This window comes from Pseudonocardia sp. OZ21 (assembly GCF_059359135.1).
The window spans coordinates 216,176-234,476 of sequence record NZ_JCADBN010000003.1; the positions used below are offsets into that span (position 1 = coordinate 216,176).

Consider the following 18,301-nt stretch of genomic DNA (forward strand, 5'->3'; position numbering starts at 1 on the left):
GGTCAGAAGTGCTCGACGAGCTCCGGGAACCGCCGCAGGTGCAGCACGCCGCGGTCGTCGGGGTCGAGCTCGTCGTGCTCGAGCACCCACGTGTACCGGTTCGGGATGAACACCGCCCCCAGACCGGCAGCCCGGGCGGGCAGGATGTCCGAGCGGGGCGAGTTGCCGATCATCCAGGTCGTCGCCGGCACGAGGCCCTGTTCCACGACCAGCTCCTCGTAGGCCGCCACGTGCTTCTCCGCCACGATGTGGGTGCTGCGGAAGTGGTGGGCGAGGTTCGACGCGTCGATCTTGCGCTGCTGCTCGGCCTGGTCGCCCTTGGTGAGCAGGAGGAGGTCGTGACGGGTGCCGAGTTCGGCGAGCGTCTCGGCCACCCCCGGCACGAGCTCCACCTCGTGGTTGACCAGGGCCGCGGCCAGTTCCTCGATCCGCGCGGCCTCCGCCGCCGTCACGGGCCGCCGGTTGAGCCGCCCGAAGGCGTCGCCGAGGCTGCGCAGGAAGCTCGCGCTGCCGTAGCCGTGCACGGCGACGTTCGCCCGCTCCACCTCGTCGAGCACCGCACGGGTGGCCGCCCGGTCGAGCGTGGGGTGGGCCAGCCAGTCGAGGTACGCGTCGATCACCCGCTCGAACAGGACGTTGTTCTCCCAGAGGGTGTCGTCGGCGTCGAACACGAGGGTCTGGCGGCTGCTCACGGCCGAAGTCTAGGTACCGCTCGAGCCGATCTCCGTCCGGTTTTCCGGTGTCGCCGCCGCCTCACCACGCGCCCGACAGATCCGCGTGCTGCCGGATCCAGGCGTGCATGGCGATACCGGCGGCCACCCCCGCGTTGATCGAACGGGTGCTGCCGAACTGGGCGATCGACACCGTCATCGCGGCCGCCTCCTGGGCCTCCCCCGTGACGCCGGGCCCCTCCTGCCCGAACAGCAGCAGGCAGTCGCGCGGCAGGTCCGCGGTCTCGATGCGCTGCGCTCCCGGTGTGTTGTCCACGGCCACCACGACGAGCCCGCGATCCCCCGCGAACGCCACGAGATCGGCCAGGGTCTCGTGGTGGTGCACCTGCAGGTAGCGGTCGGTCACCATCGCACCGCGCCGGTTCCAGCGGCGCCGTCCGACGATGTGCACGCCGGCCGCGGCGAACGCGTTGGCGGTGCGCACCACCGTGCCGATGTTGTGGTCGTGACCGAAGTTCTCGATCGCCACGTGGAAGGGGTGCGCCCGCCGGGCGAGTTCGGCGGCCACCGCCTCGCGCCGCCAGTAGCGGTAGGCGTCCACGACGTTGCGCGCGTCACCGTGCTCGAGCAGTTCGGGGTCGTACCGCTCGTCCCGGGGCCACGACTCCCGCCCGCCGGGCCACGGCCCCACCCCCACCTGTCCGGGCACGCCCCACTCGCTCGGCCCGACCCCCTCCCCACCGTCCCGCGAGTCGCCCGTTCCTGCTCCGCGAGTCGCCCGTTCCGGGTCGTCGAGTCGCCCGTCTCCGGCGTCCGCGCCGTCCCCTACGGGACGGGGCTCGTCTCCCGCCCGTGCAGGCGCGTCCTCGGTCATGACCCAAATGATCCCGCGCGACGGGCCCGGCCACGTGGCTGGAGTGCCGACTCGCGGGGGCGGGCCCCCGCCGTCACGGAGGGCACTCGCGGCGTGACGGATGGCGCTTGTGCGTCGCGGAGGGCGCCTGCCGGGTGACTCACGGCACCCCCCCGTAGCGGAGCGCACCCATGTCATCACAGAGGGCGATGCCCGCAAGAGTGAGCGCCGAACGGTCGGGGGGAGGTTTCGGACGACGCGGACGCGGGGAACGGACGACTTGCCGGGCCCGACTGCACGCCCCTCGATGCCCGCTCCGTCCGGCGCACCGCCGACGCCGCTCGCCCGGGGCGCGTGTCCTCGTACGGTGGGGCGTCGTCGGCGAGTGGCGGCACGCCCGTTTCGGGTCTCCCTGGACGCCGGACCTGAAGGCGTTACGCGGCAAACAGCCCTAAAAATGAGACATTCGGAGTAATCCTCGGACCACTCGTCGCGCCGTGCGTCACTCCTGGCCCACTGTGCTCTCAGCTTCGCAACCTGTGCGGGATGGCGCCTCTTACGGTCCCCGGCATGGATCAGCGGTGGGTGCGCACGGGGTGGCTGAGCGTTTTCGGCCTGATCGTCGGTGCACCGTCGCTCGTGTGGCTCTCGATCGCTCCGGTCGAGCCGTTGTGGGATCACCTCTCGGTGCTGACGGGGTTGCTGGCGCTGTCCGCGCTCGTGTGTGCGGCGGTACTGCCGTCCCGGCTCCGCTCCCTGAACCGGGCGCTCGGCATCGAGAGCGTGATCGACATCCACCGCTTCCTCGGCGTCGTCACCGCGGCGCTGGTGTTCGCCCATCTCGCCTGCGTGGTCGCCGCAGACCCGTCCAACATCACGCTGCTGAACTTCGAGACCGCCCCCGACCGGGCGCGAGCCGCCACCGGGGCGACCATCGCGCTCGCGGCACTCGCCGGGCTCGCCGTACTGAAGAGCCACACCGGGTTGTCCTACGAGCTGTGGCGATGGCTGCACGTGGCGCTGGCGGTCACGGTCATCACGCTGTCGGCACTGCACGTGTGGTTGCTCGACCACCTCGTGGTCGAGCCCGCGATCGGCACTCTCTTCGGCCTGCTCGCGGCCCTCGTGGTGGGGATCTTCGGATATCGCTGGGCGTGGCGGCCGATGTTCGACGCGTCCACCGAGTTCCTGGTCCGCGAGGTACGCCGGGAGAACGCGACGGTGAGCACTCTCGTGCTGGAGCCGAGGCGCCGGCGGTACGGGGGCCCGCCGACGACGTGGGCCTTCGCTCCTGGCCAGTTCGCATGGATCCGTCTCGATCGGTCGGTGGCCGCCGAGGAGCACCCGTTCACCATCGCGTCCAGCGCACACCTGGACACCACCGAGTTCACGATCCGCCACACCGGGGACTTCACCCGCGCGCTGCGCCGCCTCCCGCCGGGCTCCCCGGTCTGGGTGGACGGCCCGCACGGCGCCTTCACCAACGACGTCGGCGCGGGGGCCGGCTTCGTGATGATCGCCGGCGGCGTCGGGATCACGCCCATGATGAGCATGCTGCGCACGGCCGCGCACCGTGGGGATCCGCGGCCGTACCGCCTGGTCGTCGTGGCCAGCTCGCCCGAGGACCTGCTGTTCCGTGACGAGCTCGCGGAACTGCGCTTTCAGCTCGACCTGGTGGTCACCGAGGTGCTGCGCCGTCCGCACGACGGATGGGACGGCCACACCGGCGACATCGGTCCCGGCCTGCTCGCGATGGTGCTCCCGAACACGGAGCATCCCGACGATCTCGATTACTTCATCTGTGGCCCGCCTGCGCTGGTCACCGACGCAATGAGCGCTCTCGACCCCCTTGGTGTGACACCGGCCCGGGTGCACACCGAACAGTTCGACTTCGTGTGAACGTCAGGAAGGCACCAATGCTCCGCAGTATCCCCCGCATACTCCGTCGCGCGGTGATCGTCGCCGTGATCCTCGCCGTATCCGCGTCGGTGTACCAGTCGTGGGCGTCGGGGTCGCCCGGCACCGGCGGTTGGACGCAGACCCAGTTCGGGCCGCTCGGGCCTGCCGACCGTGACCTGCTCATCAAGGTCCGGTTGGCCGGGCTGTGGGAGCAGCCGACGGGCCAGCAGGCCGAGCAGCAGGCGAGCTCCCCTGAGGTCCAGGAGGTCGGACAGCACATCTCCGGCGAGCACGGCACGCTCGACCAGGAGGTGCGCAAGGCCGCCGACCAGCTCGGCGTCCTGCTGCCCAGCAGCCCCAACAGCCAGCAGGTCGCATGGATGAACGAGATCTCGCAGCAGACCGGCTCCGACTACGACCGGATGTTCGTCCAGCGGCTGCGCGAGGCGCACGGCAGCGTCCTGCCCGTCATCGCGCAGGTGCGGGCCAGTACTCGCAACGAGCTGATGCGGCAGTTCGCCACCACGGCCAACGAGTTCGTCAGCCGGCACATCCAGTACCTCGAGAGCACCGGACTCGTCGACTACGCGGCGCTGCCGCAGGCCTCGCCGGGTCTGCTGTCCGGAGGCACCGGCCCGACCGACCTCCTCGTGCCGATCCTGGTGTTCGTCGCCGCGCTACTCGCCGCGATCGCGCTGTTCGCTGCCATGAAGGGTCGCAACGCGGCGCGCCGCAACCGGGTCACCGTCCCGCGCGCTCCGGCGTCACCTCTCCCCGAGCTCACCACCGTCGCCGCGATTCCCGCTCCCCGGGCGACCGCGTCCATCGGGTCGGGGCTCGACACCCTGTCCGACACCGGCCGCTACACGTCCGGCGCCGGCCGGACCACGACGATCTCCGACACCGGCTCCCGCCGGAGGGTCTCGGACTCGGGGGCGTACCGCGCCGTGTCCGAGTCGGGGTCCTACCGCAGCGTCTCCGACACGGGGTCCTACCGCAGCGCGTCCGACACCGGCTCCTACCGCAGCGCGTCCGACACCGGCTCCCACCGCGCCGTCTCCGACACCGGCTCCCACCGCGCCGTCTCCGAAACGGGATCGCACCGGGCCGTCTCGGACACCGGGTCCCACCGGCTCACCAGCCGTAAGGGTTCCCGTCACTCACTCCGGCGCTAGCTCCCACGCTCCCCGCGTAAGCGCCGATCCATCCCGGCTGTGCCACCCGGCCACCGGTTTCCGCTCCCCGACCCCGAAACGGAGCAGCATGTTCCCGTCCAGTAGCGAACGACGCCGGAGCACGGCCCGCAAGCTGGCGATCTCTGCGGCCGCCATTGTGGTGACCGTCCTCCCCACCGCGTGCGACAGCGCGTACGCCGGATCCCCGAACAACGGGAACGGGGTCTCGATGGCGCCCGGCAGTTCGGGCCACGGCTCCGGAAGCAGTCACGGTGGCGGCCACGGCTCCGGAGGCGGCCACGGCGCCCCGACCGAGACGCGCCCCGTCGTGCCCGCCGGCAACAACTCCGACGATCCCGCCACGGAACCGTCCGGCGACTCCGAGGAGCAGCCCGAGACCACCGCTCCGGCCCAGCCGGAGGGCGACGACGCGAACGGGTCGAACGGGTCGGGCGACGCGGGAGGGTCCGAGGGTTCCGCCGACCCTGACGAGGAGGGCGGCGATGGTGACGACGGTGCCGCCGAGCCCGACGAGCCTGCGCCGCCGGCCAACAACGGCCTCGACGTCCTCGGCACCGACTGCACCGGAAGCCAGCTCCCGCCGCACGACGGGTTCCAGCTCGCTCCCCGCTGTGTGAGCACCTCCTTCGGTGAGGTGGCGTCCGAGGACAAGAGCCCGTCGCTGCTCATCACGGACTCGCCCCGCAGCGTCGGTGTCAAGGAGAAGTTCACGATCTCGGTGAGCACCCGCAACCTGGTGCGTGACCGGTTCCTCGGTGCCGCCGCGGGCGGTTACTACCTGGAGAGCTCGTTCCTGACGGAGGACGGCCTGCAGCGCGGGCACTTCCACACCGCCTGCCGGATGCTCTCCACCACGGACGTGGCGCCGGACGCCGCACCCGCTCCCGAGTTCTTCCTGGCCACTCAGGACAACGGCGGCGGCGCCGAGCCGGACACCGTGACCGTGACCGTGACCGGCATGCCGACCGCGGGCACCGCGCAGTGCGCGGTGTGGGCGGGCGACGGGTCGCACCGCCTCCCGATGATGCAGCGGGCCAACCAGACTCCCGCGTTCGACGCAGTCCGCATCACGGTGAAGTAACCGCCTGAGGGCGCTGCTCAGGCGAGGCCGAGATCGGCCAGCCCGAGCAGCGCCCGGTAGGGCACGTCCTCGGCCTCGATGGCCTCACGAGCGCCGGTGTCGCGGTCGACCACGGTGGCGACACCGGCGACCGTGGCACCGGCCTCACGAACCGCCCGCACAGCAGTCAGCACGGATGCTCCGGTGGTGGAGGTGTCCTCCACCACGAGGACTCGCCGCCCGGCGATGTCCGGGCCCTCGATGAGCCGCTGCATGCCGTGCTGCTTGATGTCCTTGCGCACCACGAACGCGTCGACCGGTGGGATCTCGGGCACCGCCAGTCGCTCGGCGGCCGCCGCGTGCAGGATGGCGTCGGCCACCGGGTCGGCGCCGAGCGTCAGACCGCCCACGGCGGAGTACTCCCAGTCGGCCGTGAGCACCCGCAGCAGCCGGCCCACCAGCGGTGCGGCCCGGTGCTCGAGCGTGACGCGGCGCAGGTCGACGTAGTACTCGGCCTCGGCGCCGGATGACAGAGTGACGTGCCCGTGCACCACTCCCAGGTCACGGACGAGTGCCGCCAGCTCGTCGCGCTCGATGTCTGCGTTCATGCGGTCATCCTGGCAAGCCGTGGACCGGACCTCATTTGCGGTGTCGGTCGCCGAGGGCCAGGAGACGCCGGACCAGCGGCCGGGGCAGCAGGTCCACGAGCGCGACGACCGCCTTGTACTGCGGGCTCGGCACGGACACCACCTTTCCCTTGGCCAGGTCGGCCAGGCACCCCTCGACGACGCTCTCCGCGGAGAGCCAGAACGGACCGCTGCGCCTGCCGACGTCGATGCCGGCACGCTGGTGGAACTCGGTGCGGACGAAGCCGGGGCACAGCGCGAGTGCCCGCACGCCGGTGCCGGCGAGCGAGGCGGCCACCGCTTCGGTGAAGGACGTGACCCACGCCTTGTCCGCGCCGTAGACCGAGCCGCGGCCGGGCAGGAAGCCGGCGACGCTCGAGACGTTGATGACGCCACCCCGACCTCTGTCGATCATGCCCGGCACGGCGGCGACGGTCAGCCTGAGCACGGACGTCACATTGACGTCGAGTTGGCGCTGCAACGCCGGGCCGCCCACTGCGATCAGGTCGTCGTCGGCGGTCGCCGTGTAACCGGCGTTGTTGATCAGCAGGTCCACGGGTACGGCGCCTGCATCGGACAGCCTCGCCGCGACCCGGTCGCGCTCCTCGGCGACCGACAGGTCAGCGGGCAGCACCTCGACGGCCACACCGGCAGCCCGGTGCCGGACCGCCGCGGCCTCCAGCCGCTCCCGGTCGCGCGCGACGAGCACGAGGTCGCGACCGTCACGCGCGAGGCGGGACGCGAAGGCGGCCCCGATGCCCGAGGTGGCGCCGGTGATCAAGACGGTGGGCACGCCGGGAGCCTACCGACGAACGATCCGGACAACCCGGCGGAACCGGTACGGAACGGGTGGCGGCGAGGCCGGATCAGCGGCGTCCGACACCCAGCGACTGCTCCAGCACGGTGGCCACCTCGGCGAGGTCGGCGAGCAGGTCCTGCACGCGCTCCGAGCTGGAACCCAGCGGAGCCGTGGCGAGCACCCACGACTCCTCGGCCCAGAGCAGCTCCACGTCGTCGCCGACCTGGTCGCTGGCCTCGGCCAGACGGGGCGTGATGAGGTGACGCACGGCGTCGGCGTCGGACACGAAGGCGTACCGCTCACCGACCGGCTCCAGCAGGTCGAGCCCCGCGTCGTCCGGGAGCGGGGCCGACGGCAGGCGCAGCTCCACCGCGGCAGGCAGCTGGTCCTGCACCTGGACCGCGACCAGCACGGAGTTCAGCCGTCCGGCCTGCTCGTGATCGAACACGTAGGCGTGCCGCGGTCCGATGGACGTGGGGACGTCACCACTCATCAGGTTGCGCGCCACACCGGGGCCGCCCTGGTGGATCGTCCCGTAGCGCCACCGGCTCGGCAGCACCGGATCGGTGTCGAGGTACTCCCAGCCGTGCGTGGCGGCCCAGCGCTTTCGGTCCTTCGCCCCACCAGGGCCGCCGCGGCGGTCGGCGAACAACAGCGCGGCGCCGAGCAGCAGCGCGATCACGGCGATGACGAACCACACCGTTGACGAGAGGCCCACGGCGGGAGCCTAGACCGGTGGTCGCCAACGTGCGCGGACGCCCGATCACCCGAACGATCCTCGTTCGGGCGGTACATCCTCCCGGGTGAGTCCGGCGCAGCACCGGCAGCCCGTTCCGACATTTGGTGCGATCCGGAAATCTGCGCCATCCTGGGAGCCTCGGTCGGACGGGGGGACCGCCATGCGGGTCATCATCGTGGGAGCGGGAATCGGGGGCCTCACCACCGCTCTGCGGCTGCACCACGACGGCATCGACTGCGTCGTTCACGAGCAGAGCGAGCAGATCCGCGAGCTGGGCGTGGGGATCAACGCGTTGCCGCACGCGGTCGAGGAGCTCGCCGGACTCGGGCTGCTCGACCCGCTGGACGATGTGGGGATCCGGACCAAGGAGCTGTTCTACACCCACCGGTTGGGGCACGAGATTCTCCGCAGACCGTGCGGCACGGACGCAGGTTTCGCGTTTCCGCAGCTCTCGTTCCACCGGGGTCGGCTGCAGGGTGTGCTGCTCGCGGCGGTCCGCGAACGACTCGGGGTCGGCGCGGTGCGCACCGGACACCGGCTCGTCGGCTTCGACCAGGACGCGGACGGCGTCCGTGCACAGTTCGTCGACCCGCACGGCCACGCCGTCGAGCCGGTGCGCGGTGACGTACTGGTGGCTGCCGACGGCATCCACTCGACGGTGCGCTCCATCCTGTTCCCGGCGGAGGGCGCCCCTCGGTGGAACGGGGTACTGATGTGGCGGGGAGCCACCGACTGGCCGGAGTTCGGAGCCGGGCGCTCGATGGTCATCGCCGGGGGCACGGCCGCCAAGCTGGTGATCTATCCGATCGGCAGGGGGTCGGCCCCGGGCACCAGGCTCACCAACTGGGCGGTCTGCGTGCTGACGGGACGCCCCGGCGACCCTCCGCCCCGGCGGCAGGACTGGTCACGGCCTGCCGACCCGGCCGAGCTGGAACTCCACCTCGACCGGTTCCGGGTGCGGCACGTCGACCACGTCGGTCTCGTCCGGGCCACCAGGGAGTGTTTCGAGTTCCCGATGTGCGACCGCGACCCACTGCCCCACTGGACCAGGGGACGCGTGACGCTGCTGGGCGATGCCGCCCACCCCATGTACCCGATGGGCTCCAACGGGGCGGGGCAGGCGATCCTCGATGCCACGAGCCTCGGCCGCCAACTGGTGCGGCACGCCGATCCCGCCGACGCGTTGCGCGCGTACCAGGACGACCGCCTGCCCGCCACCAGCGAGGTGGTGCGGCGCAACCGGGTGGGCGGGCCGGAGAGCGTGATCGACGAGGTCGAGCGCCGGGCCCCCGACGGGTTCTCTCGGCTGGAGGACGTGATCGACGCCGCCGAACTCGAGGCCGTGGTGAGCAGCTACGCCCGGATCTCCCGATCCGCAGGCGGTCAGGCCGACCGGCCCACGACGTGAGCGCGGCCGCTCAGGCCCCTTCCACGCTTCCCGGCGGAAGGAAGTCCACGCCGCACAGGGCCGACACGCGCACGACCTCGGCCGGGTCCTCGAGGTTGTGCAACTTGTCGAACAGCTCAGCGAGCCGGCCGGCCGGGCTCACCCAGAACAGCCCTCGCGTAGGCGCGTCGCCGCGGTTGTAGTAGGCGTGCGGCAGGTTCCGCGGCATCCGCACGGTGTCGCCCGGGCCCGCCGTCTCCCACTGGCCGTCGAGATAGAGGGTGAACACGCCTTCGAGGACGTAGATGTGCTCGTCCTGGGTCGGATGCACGTGCGGCGGCACACCGGTGCCGGGCGGGTCGAACGTCTCGAACGCGAAGCCCGACTCGCCTGCCGCCTTCATCGAGTAGGTGTGGCCGAGCACGTTCCACACCTTCTTCTGCATGCCCTCGTTCGCGAGCGTGATGCCCTTGGGCAGCGGGCCGAGCACGATCTCCTCGCCGGTCATGTCGCCTCCTGGCCGCGATCACTCACCCTGTGGTCCGGCCTCAAGGTCTACACCCCGGCACACGACAACGGGAGGGTGCCCGGGCCTGGCCCGGGCACCGTCCCGTCGGTGCGTGGAGGAACCGCTGCCTCAGATGGTGGCCGGCAGGGCACGCCCGACGATCAGACCGCCCATGCCGCCGCTCGCCTCCGGGTCGAGGTCGACCCGCACGGTGTCGCCCTCGCGGATGTCACCGGACAGCAGCTCCTTCGCGAGCTGGTCGCCGATCGCCGACTGCACGAGCCTGCGCAACGGCCGCGCGCCGTAGACCGGGTCGAACCCGTTCATGGCCAGCCACTCACGACCCGCGTCGGAGACCTCCAGCGTGAGCCGGCGCTTCGCCAGCCGCCGCCGCAGCACGTCGAGCTGGATGTCGACGATGTGCGTGAGCTCCGCCGTGGACAGCGCGTGGAAGACCACCACGTCGTCGAGCCGGTTGAGGAACTCCGGCTTGAAGTGCCGCTGCACGACCGCCATGACCGCGTCCTTGCGACCGCGGTCGTCGAGCGACGGGTCGGTGATCAGCTGCGAGCCGAGGTTGGAGGTCAGCACCAGGATCGTGTTGCGGAAGTCGACCGTGCGGCCCTGGCCGTCGGTCAGCCTGCCGTCGTCGAGCACCTGCAACAGCGTGTCGAAGACGTCGGAGTGCGCCTTCTCCACCTCGTCGAACAGCACCACCGTGTACGGACGGCGCCGTACCGCCTCGGTGAGCTGTCCGCCCTGGTCGTAGCCCACGTAGCCGGGCGGGGCGCCGACCAGCCGGGCGACGCTGTGCTTCTCCGAGTACTCGCTCATGTCGATGCGGACCATCGCCCGCTCGTCGTCGAACAGGAACTCGGCGAGCGCCTTGGCCAGCTCGGTCTTGCCCACGCCGGTGGGGCCGAGGAAGAGGAACGACCCGGTGGGCCGGTTCTCGTCGGCGATGCCGGCCCTGGCCCGGCGCACCGCGTCGGACACGGCGCGCACGGCCTCGGTCTGACCCACCACCCGCTTGCCGAGCTCGTCCTCCATGCGCAGCAGCTTGGCCGTCTCGCCCTCGAGCATCCGGCCCGCGGGGATACCGGTCCATGCGGACACGACGTCGGCCACGTCGTCCGGGCCGACCTCCTCCTTGAGCATCAGGTCGGCATCGGGAGCCGTGACGGCCGTAGCCTCCTCCAGCTTCTTCTCCAACGCCGGGATGCGCCCGTAGCGCAGCTCCGCCGCCTTGCCGAGGTCGCCGTCGCGCTCGGCGCGGTCCGACTCTCCGCGCAGCCCCTCGAGCTGCTCCTTGAGCTCACGGACGCTCTCGATCGCGCCCTTCTCGTTCTGCCACCGGGCGGTGAGGGCGGACAGCTCCTCGCGCTTCTCCGCCAGCTCGGCACGCAACGCGTCGAGCCGGTCGCGGGAGGCGGGGTCGTTCTCCTTCTCCAGCGCCATCTCCTCGATCTCCAGCCGGCGCACGGCGCGCTCGACCGAGTCGATCTCGACGGGCCGGGAGTCGATCTCCATGCGCAGCCGCGACGCGGCCTCGTCGACGAGGTCGATGGCCTTGTCGGGGAGGAAGCGGGCGGTGATGTAGCGGTCGGACAGCGTGGCTGCGGCGACCAGCGCGGCGTCGGTGATCCGCACGCCGTGGTGCACCTCGTACCGCTCCTTGAGCCCGCGCAGGATCCCGATGGTGTCCTCGACGCTGGGCTCGCCGACCAGCACCTGCTGGAAGCGGCGCTCCAGCGCGGCGTCCTTCTCGATCCGCTGCCGGTACTCGTCGAGCGTGGTGGCGCCGACCAGCCGCAGCTCACCGCGGGCGAGCATGGGCTTGATCATGTTGCCCGCGTCCATCGCACCCTCGCCGGTGGCGCCGGCCCCGACGATCGTATGCAGCTCGTCGATGAAGGTGACGACCTCGCCCGCGCTCTCGGTGATCTCCTTGAGCACGGCCTTGAGCCGCTCCTCGAACTCGCCGCGGTACTTCGCGCCCGCGACCATCGAACCGAGGTCGAGGGAGATCACCCGCTTGCCACGCAGGGACTCGGGGACGTCGCCTGCCACGATCCGCTGGGCGAGCCCCTCGACGATCGCGGTCTTCCCGACGCCCGGCTCACCGATCAGCACGGGGTTGTTCTTGGTGCGCCGCGAGAGGACCTGCACCACGCGGCGGATCTCGGTGTCGCGACCGATCACCGGGTCGAGCTCGCCCTTGCGGGCCCGCTCGGTGAGGTCGACGCCGTACTTCTCCAGCGCCTGGTAGGTGCCCTCAGGGTCCGGGCTGGTGACGCGGGACGACCCGCGCACCTTCGTGAACGCCTCACGCAGCGCGTCCGGGGTGGCACCGTGGCGGCGCAGCAGATCGGCGACCGGACCACGCGTGCCGGCGAGCCCGACCAGCAGGTGCTCGGTGGAGACGTACTCGTCGCCCATCTCCATGGCGAGCTGCTGCGCGGCGGTGATCGCCGCCAGCGCGTCGCGGGACAGCTGCGGCGCACTCACCGTGGCGCCGGCCGCCGATGGCAGCCTGTTGCCCAGCTGCGCGAGCTCGGTGCGCACGACCGCGGGGTCTGCACCTACCGCCGTGAGCAGCGGCACGGCGATCCCATCGCCCTGCGCCAGCAGGGCACCCAGCAAGTGTGTGGGGCCGACATCAGGGTTGCCGGCGAGCGCAGCGGCCTGCACCGCGGCCGAGATGGCCTGCTGCGCCTTGGTGGTGGGGTTGAAGGAGTCCATCCCCTGTTCCTCCTGCATCGTCGCCAGGACACCATCGTGCCCGTCGCTACGGACAACGTCAGGAAAGTTGAGCCTGTTCCACTCAGCTCTGCTTGTTTTCGCAAGCCGCCGTCAGATTCGGACAACCGTGCGCCGAACGGTCCCGCAGCGCGCGGACGGGCGGGGGCAGGGCCACCTGGCTGCGAGAAGGCTGATCCTCGGGTCAACGGAGGGTCACCAGAGGCCCTCCCGAGCGTTAGGCTTCTCCAGCCTGGGACTCGCCTCCCTCCGCCCCCCGACCATCGAGCAGGAAGAGCCGGCCATTCATGACCGCTGAACAGTTGCTCGCCGCCGACCTCTCCGTCGGCGAGTCCCGCAGCGAGCAGTCCGGGATGGTCGAGGTCATCCGCTCCAGTTTCGCAGAGGTCGAGCCGCAGTCCGAGGAGCTCGGGCGACACTTCTACGGCACCCTCTTCCGGATCGCTCCCCAGACCCGCGACCTGTTCCCCATCAACATGGAGGTACAGCGCAGCCGGCTGCTCCGGGCGCTCGTGCACGTCGTCCAGATGGTGGACCAGCCCGACGACCTGGTGCCGTTCCTCGAACAACTGGGCCGGGACCACCGCAAGTTCGGAGTGCTCGCCCAGCACTACGACGCGGTGGGGGCGGCCCTGATCGGCAGCATCCGGCAGTTCTCCGGTCCCGCGTGGACCGAGGAGATGGAGCACGCCTGGACCAACGCCTACGGGATCGTGGCCAACGCCATGATCAACGCCGCTCAGGCCGAGCGCGGTCCGGCGTCCTGGCTGGGCCGGGTGGTCGACCACCAGCGGGTGGGCTGGGACCTTGCGATGATCACCCTGCAGACCAGCGAGCCGATCCCGTACCAGGCAGGCCAGTACCTGAGTGTGGAGACACCCCAGCGACCGCGCCTGTGGCGTTACCTCTCCCCGGCCAACGCGCCCCGGCCGGACGGCACGCTCGACTTCCACGTCCGCGCCGTCGACGGCGGCTGGGTGAGCCGGGCGATCGTCGCCCACTCCAGGATCGGCGACACCTGGCGGATCGGTCCGCCGATGGGCCGCATGCACGTCGAGGCGGAGTCCGGTCGCGACCTCCTGATGGTCACCGGCGGCACCGGCGTGGCGCCGATCAAGGCGTTGCTCGAGGATCTGGCCGCGCGGCCGGCCCAGCCCCACACGCAGGTCTTCGTCGGTGGCCGCACGTGGGACGACCTCTACGACTTCGCCAGCCTGCGGCGACTCTCCTACAGCAACACCTGGCTCGACATCGTCCCCGTCGTCGAGAAGGAGGAGTCGGGCTCCGGTGCCGAACGGGGCACGCTGGCCGACGTGGTCACGCGCTACGGCGCGTGGGCCGACCACGACGTGATGGTCTGTGGCTCCCCGGCCATGATCCGCGCCACCGTGTCCCGGATGCTCGTGGCCGGCACGCCGCTCGACCGCATCCGGTACGACCCGTTCACGATGGATTAGCCCAGCTCTCGGCGCTGAGCTGGTGTCTCGATACGCCGGGCCGACTCGGTGCCCGAGGACCCGCCACCGAGCGTGATCGCGGGTTAGCACCCGTCGGTCATTCCCGAGGCTTCGGCCGCCACACCACGAGGGCCTGGCGACGGTCCACCGGCACGAGATCTCGTCGGTACGACGCGTGCACGCTGGCAGCGGCCTGGTCGGCGGCAGTGTGAGCGGCGATCAGGTCGTGCGCCAGCTCGTCGAGGCGCGCGCGCAGCTCGTCGACGAGCTGCTCCAGCTCGATGATGCGTTTGATGCCCGCGAGGTTCACGCCCTCCTCCTGGGAGAGCCGCTGCACCTCGCGGAGCAGCGCGATGTCGCGAGCCGAGTAGCGACGGCCGCCGCCGGGCGACCGGCCGGGGCTCACGAGCCCCAGCCGGTCGTAGCTGCGCAGAGTCTGGGCGTGCAGCCCGGCCAGCTCTGCCGCCACCGAGATGACGAAGACAGGGCTGTCGGGGTTGGCGCCCGGCGGTAGCGCGGGGCCGCCGCTGGTCATCGCCGGCCCCCGAGCAGGTCGGCCCGCGGGTCGAACGACTTGGTGGCCTCGGCGTAGGCCTGCAGCGACTCGGTGGCCGCCTCGTCGAGCGAGCCCGGCACCGCGACCTCCACGGTGACGAGCAGGTCACCGGTCTTGCCGTTCTTGCGCTTCACACCTCGGCCACGCACCCGGAACGTGCGCCCGCTCGACGTGCCCGGGGGGATCCGGAGGGACACGGTGGAGTCGAGCGTGGGCACGGTCAGCGTGCTGCCGAGCACCAGCTCCGGAAAGGTGACCGGAACCGTCAGGGTCAGGTCGTCGGCGTTGCGCTCCGACCGCCCGAACAGCCGATGCGGGTTGACGTGCACCTTCACGTACAGGTCACCGGCAGGCGCGCCGCCGCGGCCGGGCTCGCCCTGGCCCTTGAGCCGGATCTGCTGGCCGTCGGCCACACCGGCCGGAACCCGGACGGTGAGCAGCCGGGTGCGGGTGCTGACGCCGTCGCCTCCGCACTCCGGGCACGGGTCGTCGATGATCCGGCCGGTTCCGCGGCAGTCGCGGCACGGCTCGGAGAACGCGAACGCGCCCTGGCTGCGGCTGACCAGGCCGACGCCACCACACGTGGGGCACTGATGCGGCGTGCTGCCGGGGCGGGCCCCGGTGCCACCGCACCGCTCGCATCGACCGGGCGACGACAGCCTCAGCTGCACCTCGGCGCCGCGCACGGCGTCGACGAAGTCGATACGCAGCTCACTCTCGACGTCGGCCCCGCGCTGGGCACGGGGCCCGGTGGGGCCCGCCCCCGCGCGGTTGCCGAAGATGCCTCCGAGGAGGTCGCCGAGACCCCCGGCCCCACCAGCGCCGGAGCCCCCGGCGCCGGTGCGGTTCAACAGGTCGTTCAGGTCGAAGCTCTGGCCACCGGCCGCTCCGGTCCCGAAGCCGCCGGGGAAGCCCCCACCGGCTCCGAAACCGCCGCCACCGGCGAAAAGCGCACGCGTCTCGTCGTACTCACGGCGCTTCTTCTCGTCGGACAGCACCCCGTAGGCCTCGGACACGGACTTGAACCGCGCCTCCGCCTTGGCGTCGCCGGGGTTGGCGTCCGGATGCAGCTCACGCGCGAGCTTCCGGTACGCCTTCTTGATCTCGTCCGCGGACGCGCCGGAGGTGACGCCCAGCTCGCGGTAGAAGTCCTTCTCGATCCAGTCGCGCTGGGTCACTCCGCCTCCTCGCGTCTTCTCAGGGGCCCTGGGTGGGGCCGGGTTCCGGCATGGGCGTTGCATCGGGTTCGGTGGCGGTGCCGTCGTCGGCGCGGTCGGTGACCGCCACCATCGCGGGCCGCAGGACGCGGTCGGCGATGCGGTAGCCGCGGCGCAGCACCGCCGACACCACGGTGACGGTGGGGCCGGTGACGTCGCTGGGCTCGTGCTGCACGGCCTCGTGCACGGACGGGTCGAAGGGTTCGCCCTCCAGCCCGAACCACTCCAGGCCGAGCTTCTGCACGACGGAGATCAGCTTGTCGGCAACGGCCTTGAACGGACCGTTGAGATCGCCGTGGGCGTCGGCCCGCTCCAGGTCGTCGAGCACGGTGAGCAGTTCGGACACGAACTGCACCCGCGCCCCGACCAGCACGGACTCGCGGTCGCGGTCGACGCGGCGCCGGTAGTTGGCGTACTCCGCGCTGACCCGCTGCAGGTCGGCGGTGCGTTCGGCCACCTGGGCGGCGAGCTCTGCAGCCGCCACCGCATCCAGGCCGGCCTCCGGCGACTCGGCCGGGGCGGCCCCGGCCGGCTCACCGGCCGGGGTCCGCACCTCCCCGGTCACCGGGTCGATCCGGCGCCGGTCCCGAACCACGACCCGCTCGCCCTCGGCACCGTTCTCGCCGTGTTCGTTGCGGTCGCGATCAGTCACTTCTTGTCCTTCTCCTCGTCGACGATCTCGGCGTCCACGACGTCGTCGTCGGAGCTGTTGCTGCCCTGGGCCTGCCCGGCGTCAGCGCCCGGGTTGGCGGCACCCTCGGCACCCGGCTGCTGGTACAGCGCGGCGCCCATCTTCTGGGACTCCGTGGCGAGCTTCTCCATCGACGCCTTGATGGCGTCGGAGTCGGTGCCCTTCAGCGCGGCCTGGGCCTCGCCGAGAGCGGCGTTGACGCCGTCCTTGACGTCGGACGGGAGCTTCTCGTCGTTCTCCTTGACGAACTTCTCCGTCTGGTAGACGAGCGACTCGGCCTGGTTGCGGACCTCGGCGTCCTCGCGACGCTTCTTGTCCTCGTCGGCGTGCTGCTCGGCCTCGCGCATCATCCGGTCGATCTCGTCCTTGCCCAGGGCGGATCCGCCGGTGATCGTCATGGCCTGGCTCTTGCCGGTGCCCAGGTCCTTCGCCGACACGTTGACGATGCCGTTGGCGTCGATGTCGAAGGAGACCTCGATCTGCGGCACGCCACGCGGGGCGGGCGGCAGACCCGTCAGCTCGAACATGCCGAGCTTCTTGTTGTAGGACGCGATCTCACGCTCGCCCTGGAACACCTGGATCTGCACGGACGGCTGGTTGTCGTCGGCCGTGGTGAAGATCTCCGACCGCTTGGTGGGGATCGTGGTGTTGCGCTCGATGAGCTTGGTCATCACGCCACCCTTGGTCTCGATGCCCAGGGACAGCGGGGTGACGTCGAGCAGCAGGACGTCCTTGACCTCACCGCGCAGCACACCTGCCTGCAGTGCGGCGCCGACGGCCACGACCTCGTCCGGGTTGACGCCCTTGTTGGGCTCCTTGCCGCCGGTGAGCTCCTTCACCAGTTCGGTGACGGCCGGCATGCGCGTGGAACCACCGACGAGCACGACGTGGTCGATGTCGCCGACCGAGATGCCGGCGTCCTTCACAACCTGGTTGAACGGCGCGCGGGTGCGGTCCAGCAGGTCGGAGGTGATCCGCTGGAACTCGGCGCGCGACAGCGTCTCGTCCAGGAACAGCGGGTTCTTGTCGGCGTCGACCGTGATGTACGGCAGGTTGATCGTGGCCGTCGACTGGCTCGACAGCTCGATCTTGGCCTTCTCAGCGGCCTCACGCAGCCGCTGCATCGCCATCTTGTCCTTGGTCAGGTCGATGCCCTGGCTGTTCTTGAACTTGTCGACGAGCCAGGTGATGACCCGCTCGTCCCAGTCGTCGCCACCGAGGTGGTTGTCGCCGTTGGTGGCCTTGACCTCCACGACGCCCTCACCGATCTCCAGCAGTGAGACGTCGAACGTGCCACCACCGAGGTCGAAGACCAGGATGGTCTGCTCCTTCTCGCCCTTGTCCAGCCCGTAGGCCAGAGCGGCGGCGGTGGGCTCGTTGACGATGCGCAGGACGTTGAGGCCCGCGATCTGCCCGGCCTCCTTGGTGGCCTGGCGCTGCGAGTCCTCGAAGTACGCGGGAACGGTGATCACCGCGTCGGTGATCGTCTCACCCAGGTACGACTCGGCGTCGCGCTTCAGCTTCTGCAGCACGCGCGCGCTGATCTCCTGGGCGGAGTACTTCTTCCCGTCGACGTCCGGGGTGGTCCAGCCGGTGCCGATGTGACGCTTGACCGACCGGATGGTCCGGTCGACGTTCGTCACGGCCTGGTTCTTCGCCGACTGTCCGACGAGCACCTCGCCGTTCCGGGCGAAAGCGACGACGGACGGTGTGGTCCGCGCCCCCTCCGAGTTCGCGATGACCGTCGGCTCGCCACCTTCGAGGACGGCGACGACGGAGTTGGTGGTCCCGAGGTCGATGCCGACCGCACGAGCCATGGTGATTGCCTCCGAGTAGCTTGAGTTCAGTTCGCTCAAGTTTTACACGGAACCGGCGGCGCCTG

Annotated in this window: 16 protein-coding genes; 5 read left to right on the forward strand and 11 right to left on the reverse strand. The window is 71.0% G+C overall.

From position 1 onward, the window contains the following. Nucleotides 1-2 precede the first annotated feature (2 nt). On the reverse strand, nucleotides 3-692 hold the full coding sequence (locus tag AC5L35_RS07900; protein ID WP_495058896.1) for an HAD family hydrolase: 690 nt from the start codon (nucleotides 690-692) through the stop codon (nucleotides 3-5). A 61-nt stretch (nucleotides 693-753) separates the two neighbouring features. Continuing rightward, on the reverse strand, nucleotides 754-1,545 hold the full coding sequence (locus AC5L35_RS07905; RefSeq protein ID WP_495058897.1) for a TrmH family RNA methyltransferase: 792 nt from the start codon (nucleotides 1,543-1,545) through the stop codon (nucleotides 754-756). Nucleotides 1,546-2,094: 549 nt separating this feature from the next. Between AC5L35_RS07905 and AC5L35_RS07910 the strand changes: the two genes are divergently transcribed. The 3 genes from AC5L35_RS07910 to AC5L35_RS07920 all read left to right on the forward strand — a co-directional run bounded on the left by AC5L35_RS07910 (nucleotide 2,095) and on the right by AC5L35_RS07920 (nucleotide 5,700). After that, nucleotides 2,095-3,423: a ferredoxin reductase family protein gene (locus AC5L35_RS07910; RefSeq protein ID WP_495058898.1), complete on the forward strand. Its 1,329-nt coding sequence runs from the start codon at nucleotides 2,095-2,097 to the stop codon at nucleotides 3,421-3,423. Between the two features lie 17 nt (nucleotides 3,424-3,440). Beyond that, a complete protein-coding gene (locus tag AC5L35_RS07915) occupies nucleotides 3,441-4,598 on the forward strand; it encodes a DUF4142 domain-containing protein (protein ID WP_495058899.1) in 1,158 nt (385 codons plus the stop codon). A gap of 88 nt (nucleotides 4,599-4,686) precedes the next feature. Continuing rightward, a complete protein-coding gene (locus AC5L35_RS07920; RefSeq protein ID WP_495058900.1) occupies nucleotides 4,687-5,700 on the forward strand; it encodes a hypothetical protein in 1,014 nt (337 codons plus the stop codon). Between the two features lie 17 nt (nucleotides 5,701-5,717). Here the strand turns inward: AC5L35_RS07920 and pyrE are convergent, their stop codons facing one another. The 3 genes from pyrE to AC5L35_RS07935 form a co-directional block, all read right to left on the reverse strand. Beyond that, nucleotides 5,718-6,287: an orotate phosphoribosyltransferase gene (gene pyrE, locus AC5L35_RS07925; protein WP_495058901.1), complete on the reverse strand. Its 570-nt coding sequence runs from the start codon at nucleotides 6,285-6,287 to the stop codon at nucleotides 5,718-5,720. Nucleotides 6,288-6,318: 31 nt separating this feature from the next. Then, the gene (locus AC5L35_RS07930) at nucleotides 6,319-7,098 is read right to left on the reverse strand and encodes an SDR family NAD(P)-dependent oxidoreductase (protein ID WP_495058902.1); all 780 of its coding nucleotides are present in this window, start codon (nucleotides 7,096-7,098) and stop codon (nucleotides 6,319-6,321) included. Nucleotides 7,099-7,171: 73 nt separating this feature from the next. Further along, on the reverse strand, nucleotides 7,172-7,822 hold the full coding sequence (locus AC5L35_RS07935; RefSeq protein ID WP_495058903.1) for a TtfA family protein: 651 nt from the start codon (nucleotides 7,820-7,822) through the stop codon (nucleotides 7,172-7,174). Between the two features lie 181 nt (nucleotides 7,823-8,003). Here AC5L35_RS07935 and AC5L35_RS07940 point away from each other — a divergent pair, with 181 nt between their 5' ends. Beyond that, nucleotides 8,004-9,251: a flavin-dependent oxidoreductase gene (locus AC5L35_RS07940; RefSeq protein ID WP_495058904.1), complete on the forward strand. Its 1,248-nt coding sequence runs from the start codon at nucleotides 8,004-8,006 to the stop codon at nucleotides 9,249-9,251. A gap of 10 nt (nucleotides 9,252-9,261) precedes the next feature. On the opposite strand, the gene AC5L35_RS07945 is transcribed toward AC5L35_RS07940, so the two are convergent. After that, nucleotides 9,262-9,738: a cupin domain-containing protein gene (locus tag AC5L35_RS07945; RefSeq protein ID WP_495058905.1), complete on the reverse strand. Its 477-nt coding sequence runs from the start codon at nucleotides 9,736-9,738 to the stop codon at nucleotides 9,262-9,264. Between the two features lie 129 nt (nucleotides 9,739-9,867). After that, nucleotides 9,868-12,480 carry an ATP-dependent chaperone ClpB gene (clpB, locus tag AC5L35_RS07950; RefSeq protein WP_495059253.1) on the reverse strand — a complete coding sequence of 871 codons (2,613 nt, stop codon included), beginning with the start codon at nucleotides 12,478-12,480 and terminating at the stop codon, nucleotides 9,868-9,870. A 371-nt stretch (nucleotides 12,481-12,851) separates the two neighbouring features. On the opposite strand from clpB, the gene AC5L35_RS07955 reads away from it, so the two are divergent. After that, entirely contained in the window at nucleotides 12,852-13,955 is a 1,104-nt protein-coding gene (locus tag AC5L35_RS07955; protein ID WP_495059254.1) for a globin domain-containing protein, read from the forward strand. 97 nt (nucleotides 13,956-14,052) lie between these two features. On the opposite strand, the gene AC5L35_RS07960 is transcribed toward AC5L35_RS07955, so the two are convergent. The 4 genes from AC5L35_RS07960 to dnaK are packed head-to-tail and all read right to left on the reverse strand — an operon-like array spanning nucleotide 14,053 to nucleotide 18,236. Beyond that, entirely contained in the window at nucleotides 14,053-14,490 is a 438-nt protein-coding gene (locus tag AC5L35_RS07960) for a heat shock protein transcriptional repressor HspR (protein ID WP_495058906.1), read from the reverse strand. After that, on the reverse strand, nucleotides 14,487-15,689 hold the full coding sequence (gene dnaJ / locus AC5L35_RS07965) for a molecular chaperone DnaJ (protein ID WP_495058907.1): 1,203 nt from the start codon (nucleotides 15,687-15,689) through the stop codon (nucleotides 14,487-14,489). Before dnaJ ends, AC5L35_RS07960 begins: the two co-directional genes overlap by 4 nt. A 19-nt stretch (nucleotides 15,690-15,708) precedes the next feature. Beyond that, on the reverse strand, nucleotides 15,709-16,380 hold the full coding sequence (grpE, locus tag AC5L35_RS07970; protein ID WP_495058908.1) for a nucleotide exchange factor GrpE: 672 nt from the start codon (nucleotides 16,378-16,380) through the stop codon (nucleotides 15,709-15,711). Next, on the reverse strand, nucleotides 16,377-18,236 hold the full coding sequence (gene dnaK, locus AC5L35_RS07975; protein ID WP_495058909.1) for a molecular chaperone DnaK: 1,860 nt from the start codon (nucleotides 18,234-18,236) through the stop codon (nucleotides 16,377-16,379). Before dnaK ends, grpE begins: the two co-directional genes overlap by 4 nt. Nucleotides 18,237-18,301 lie beyond the last annotated feature (65 nt).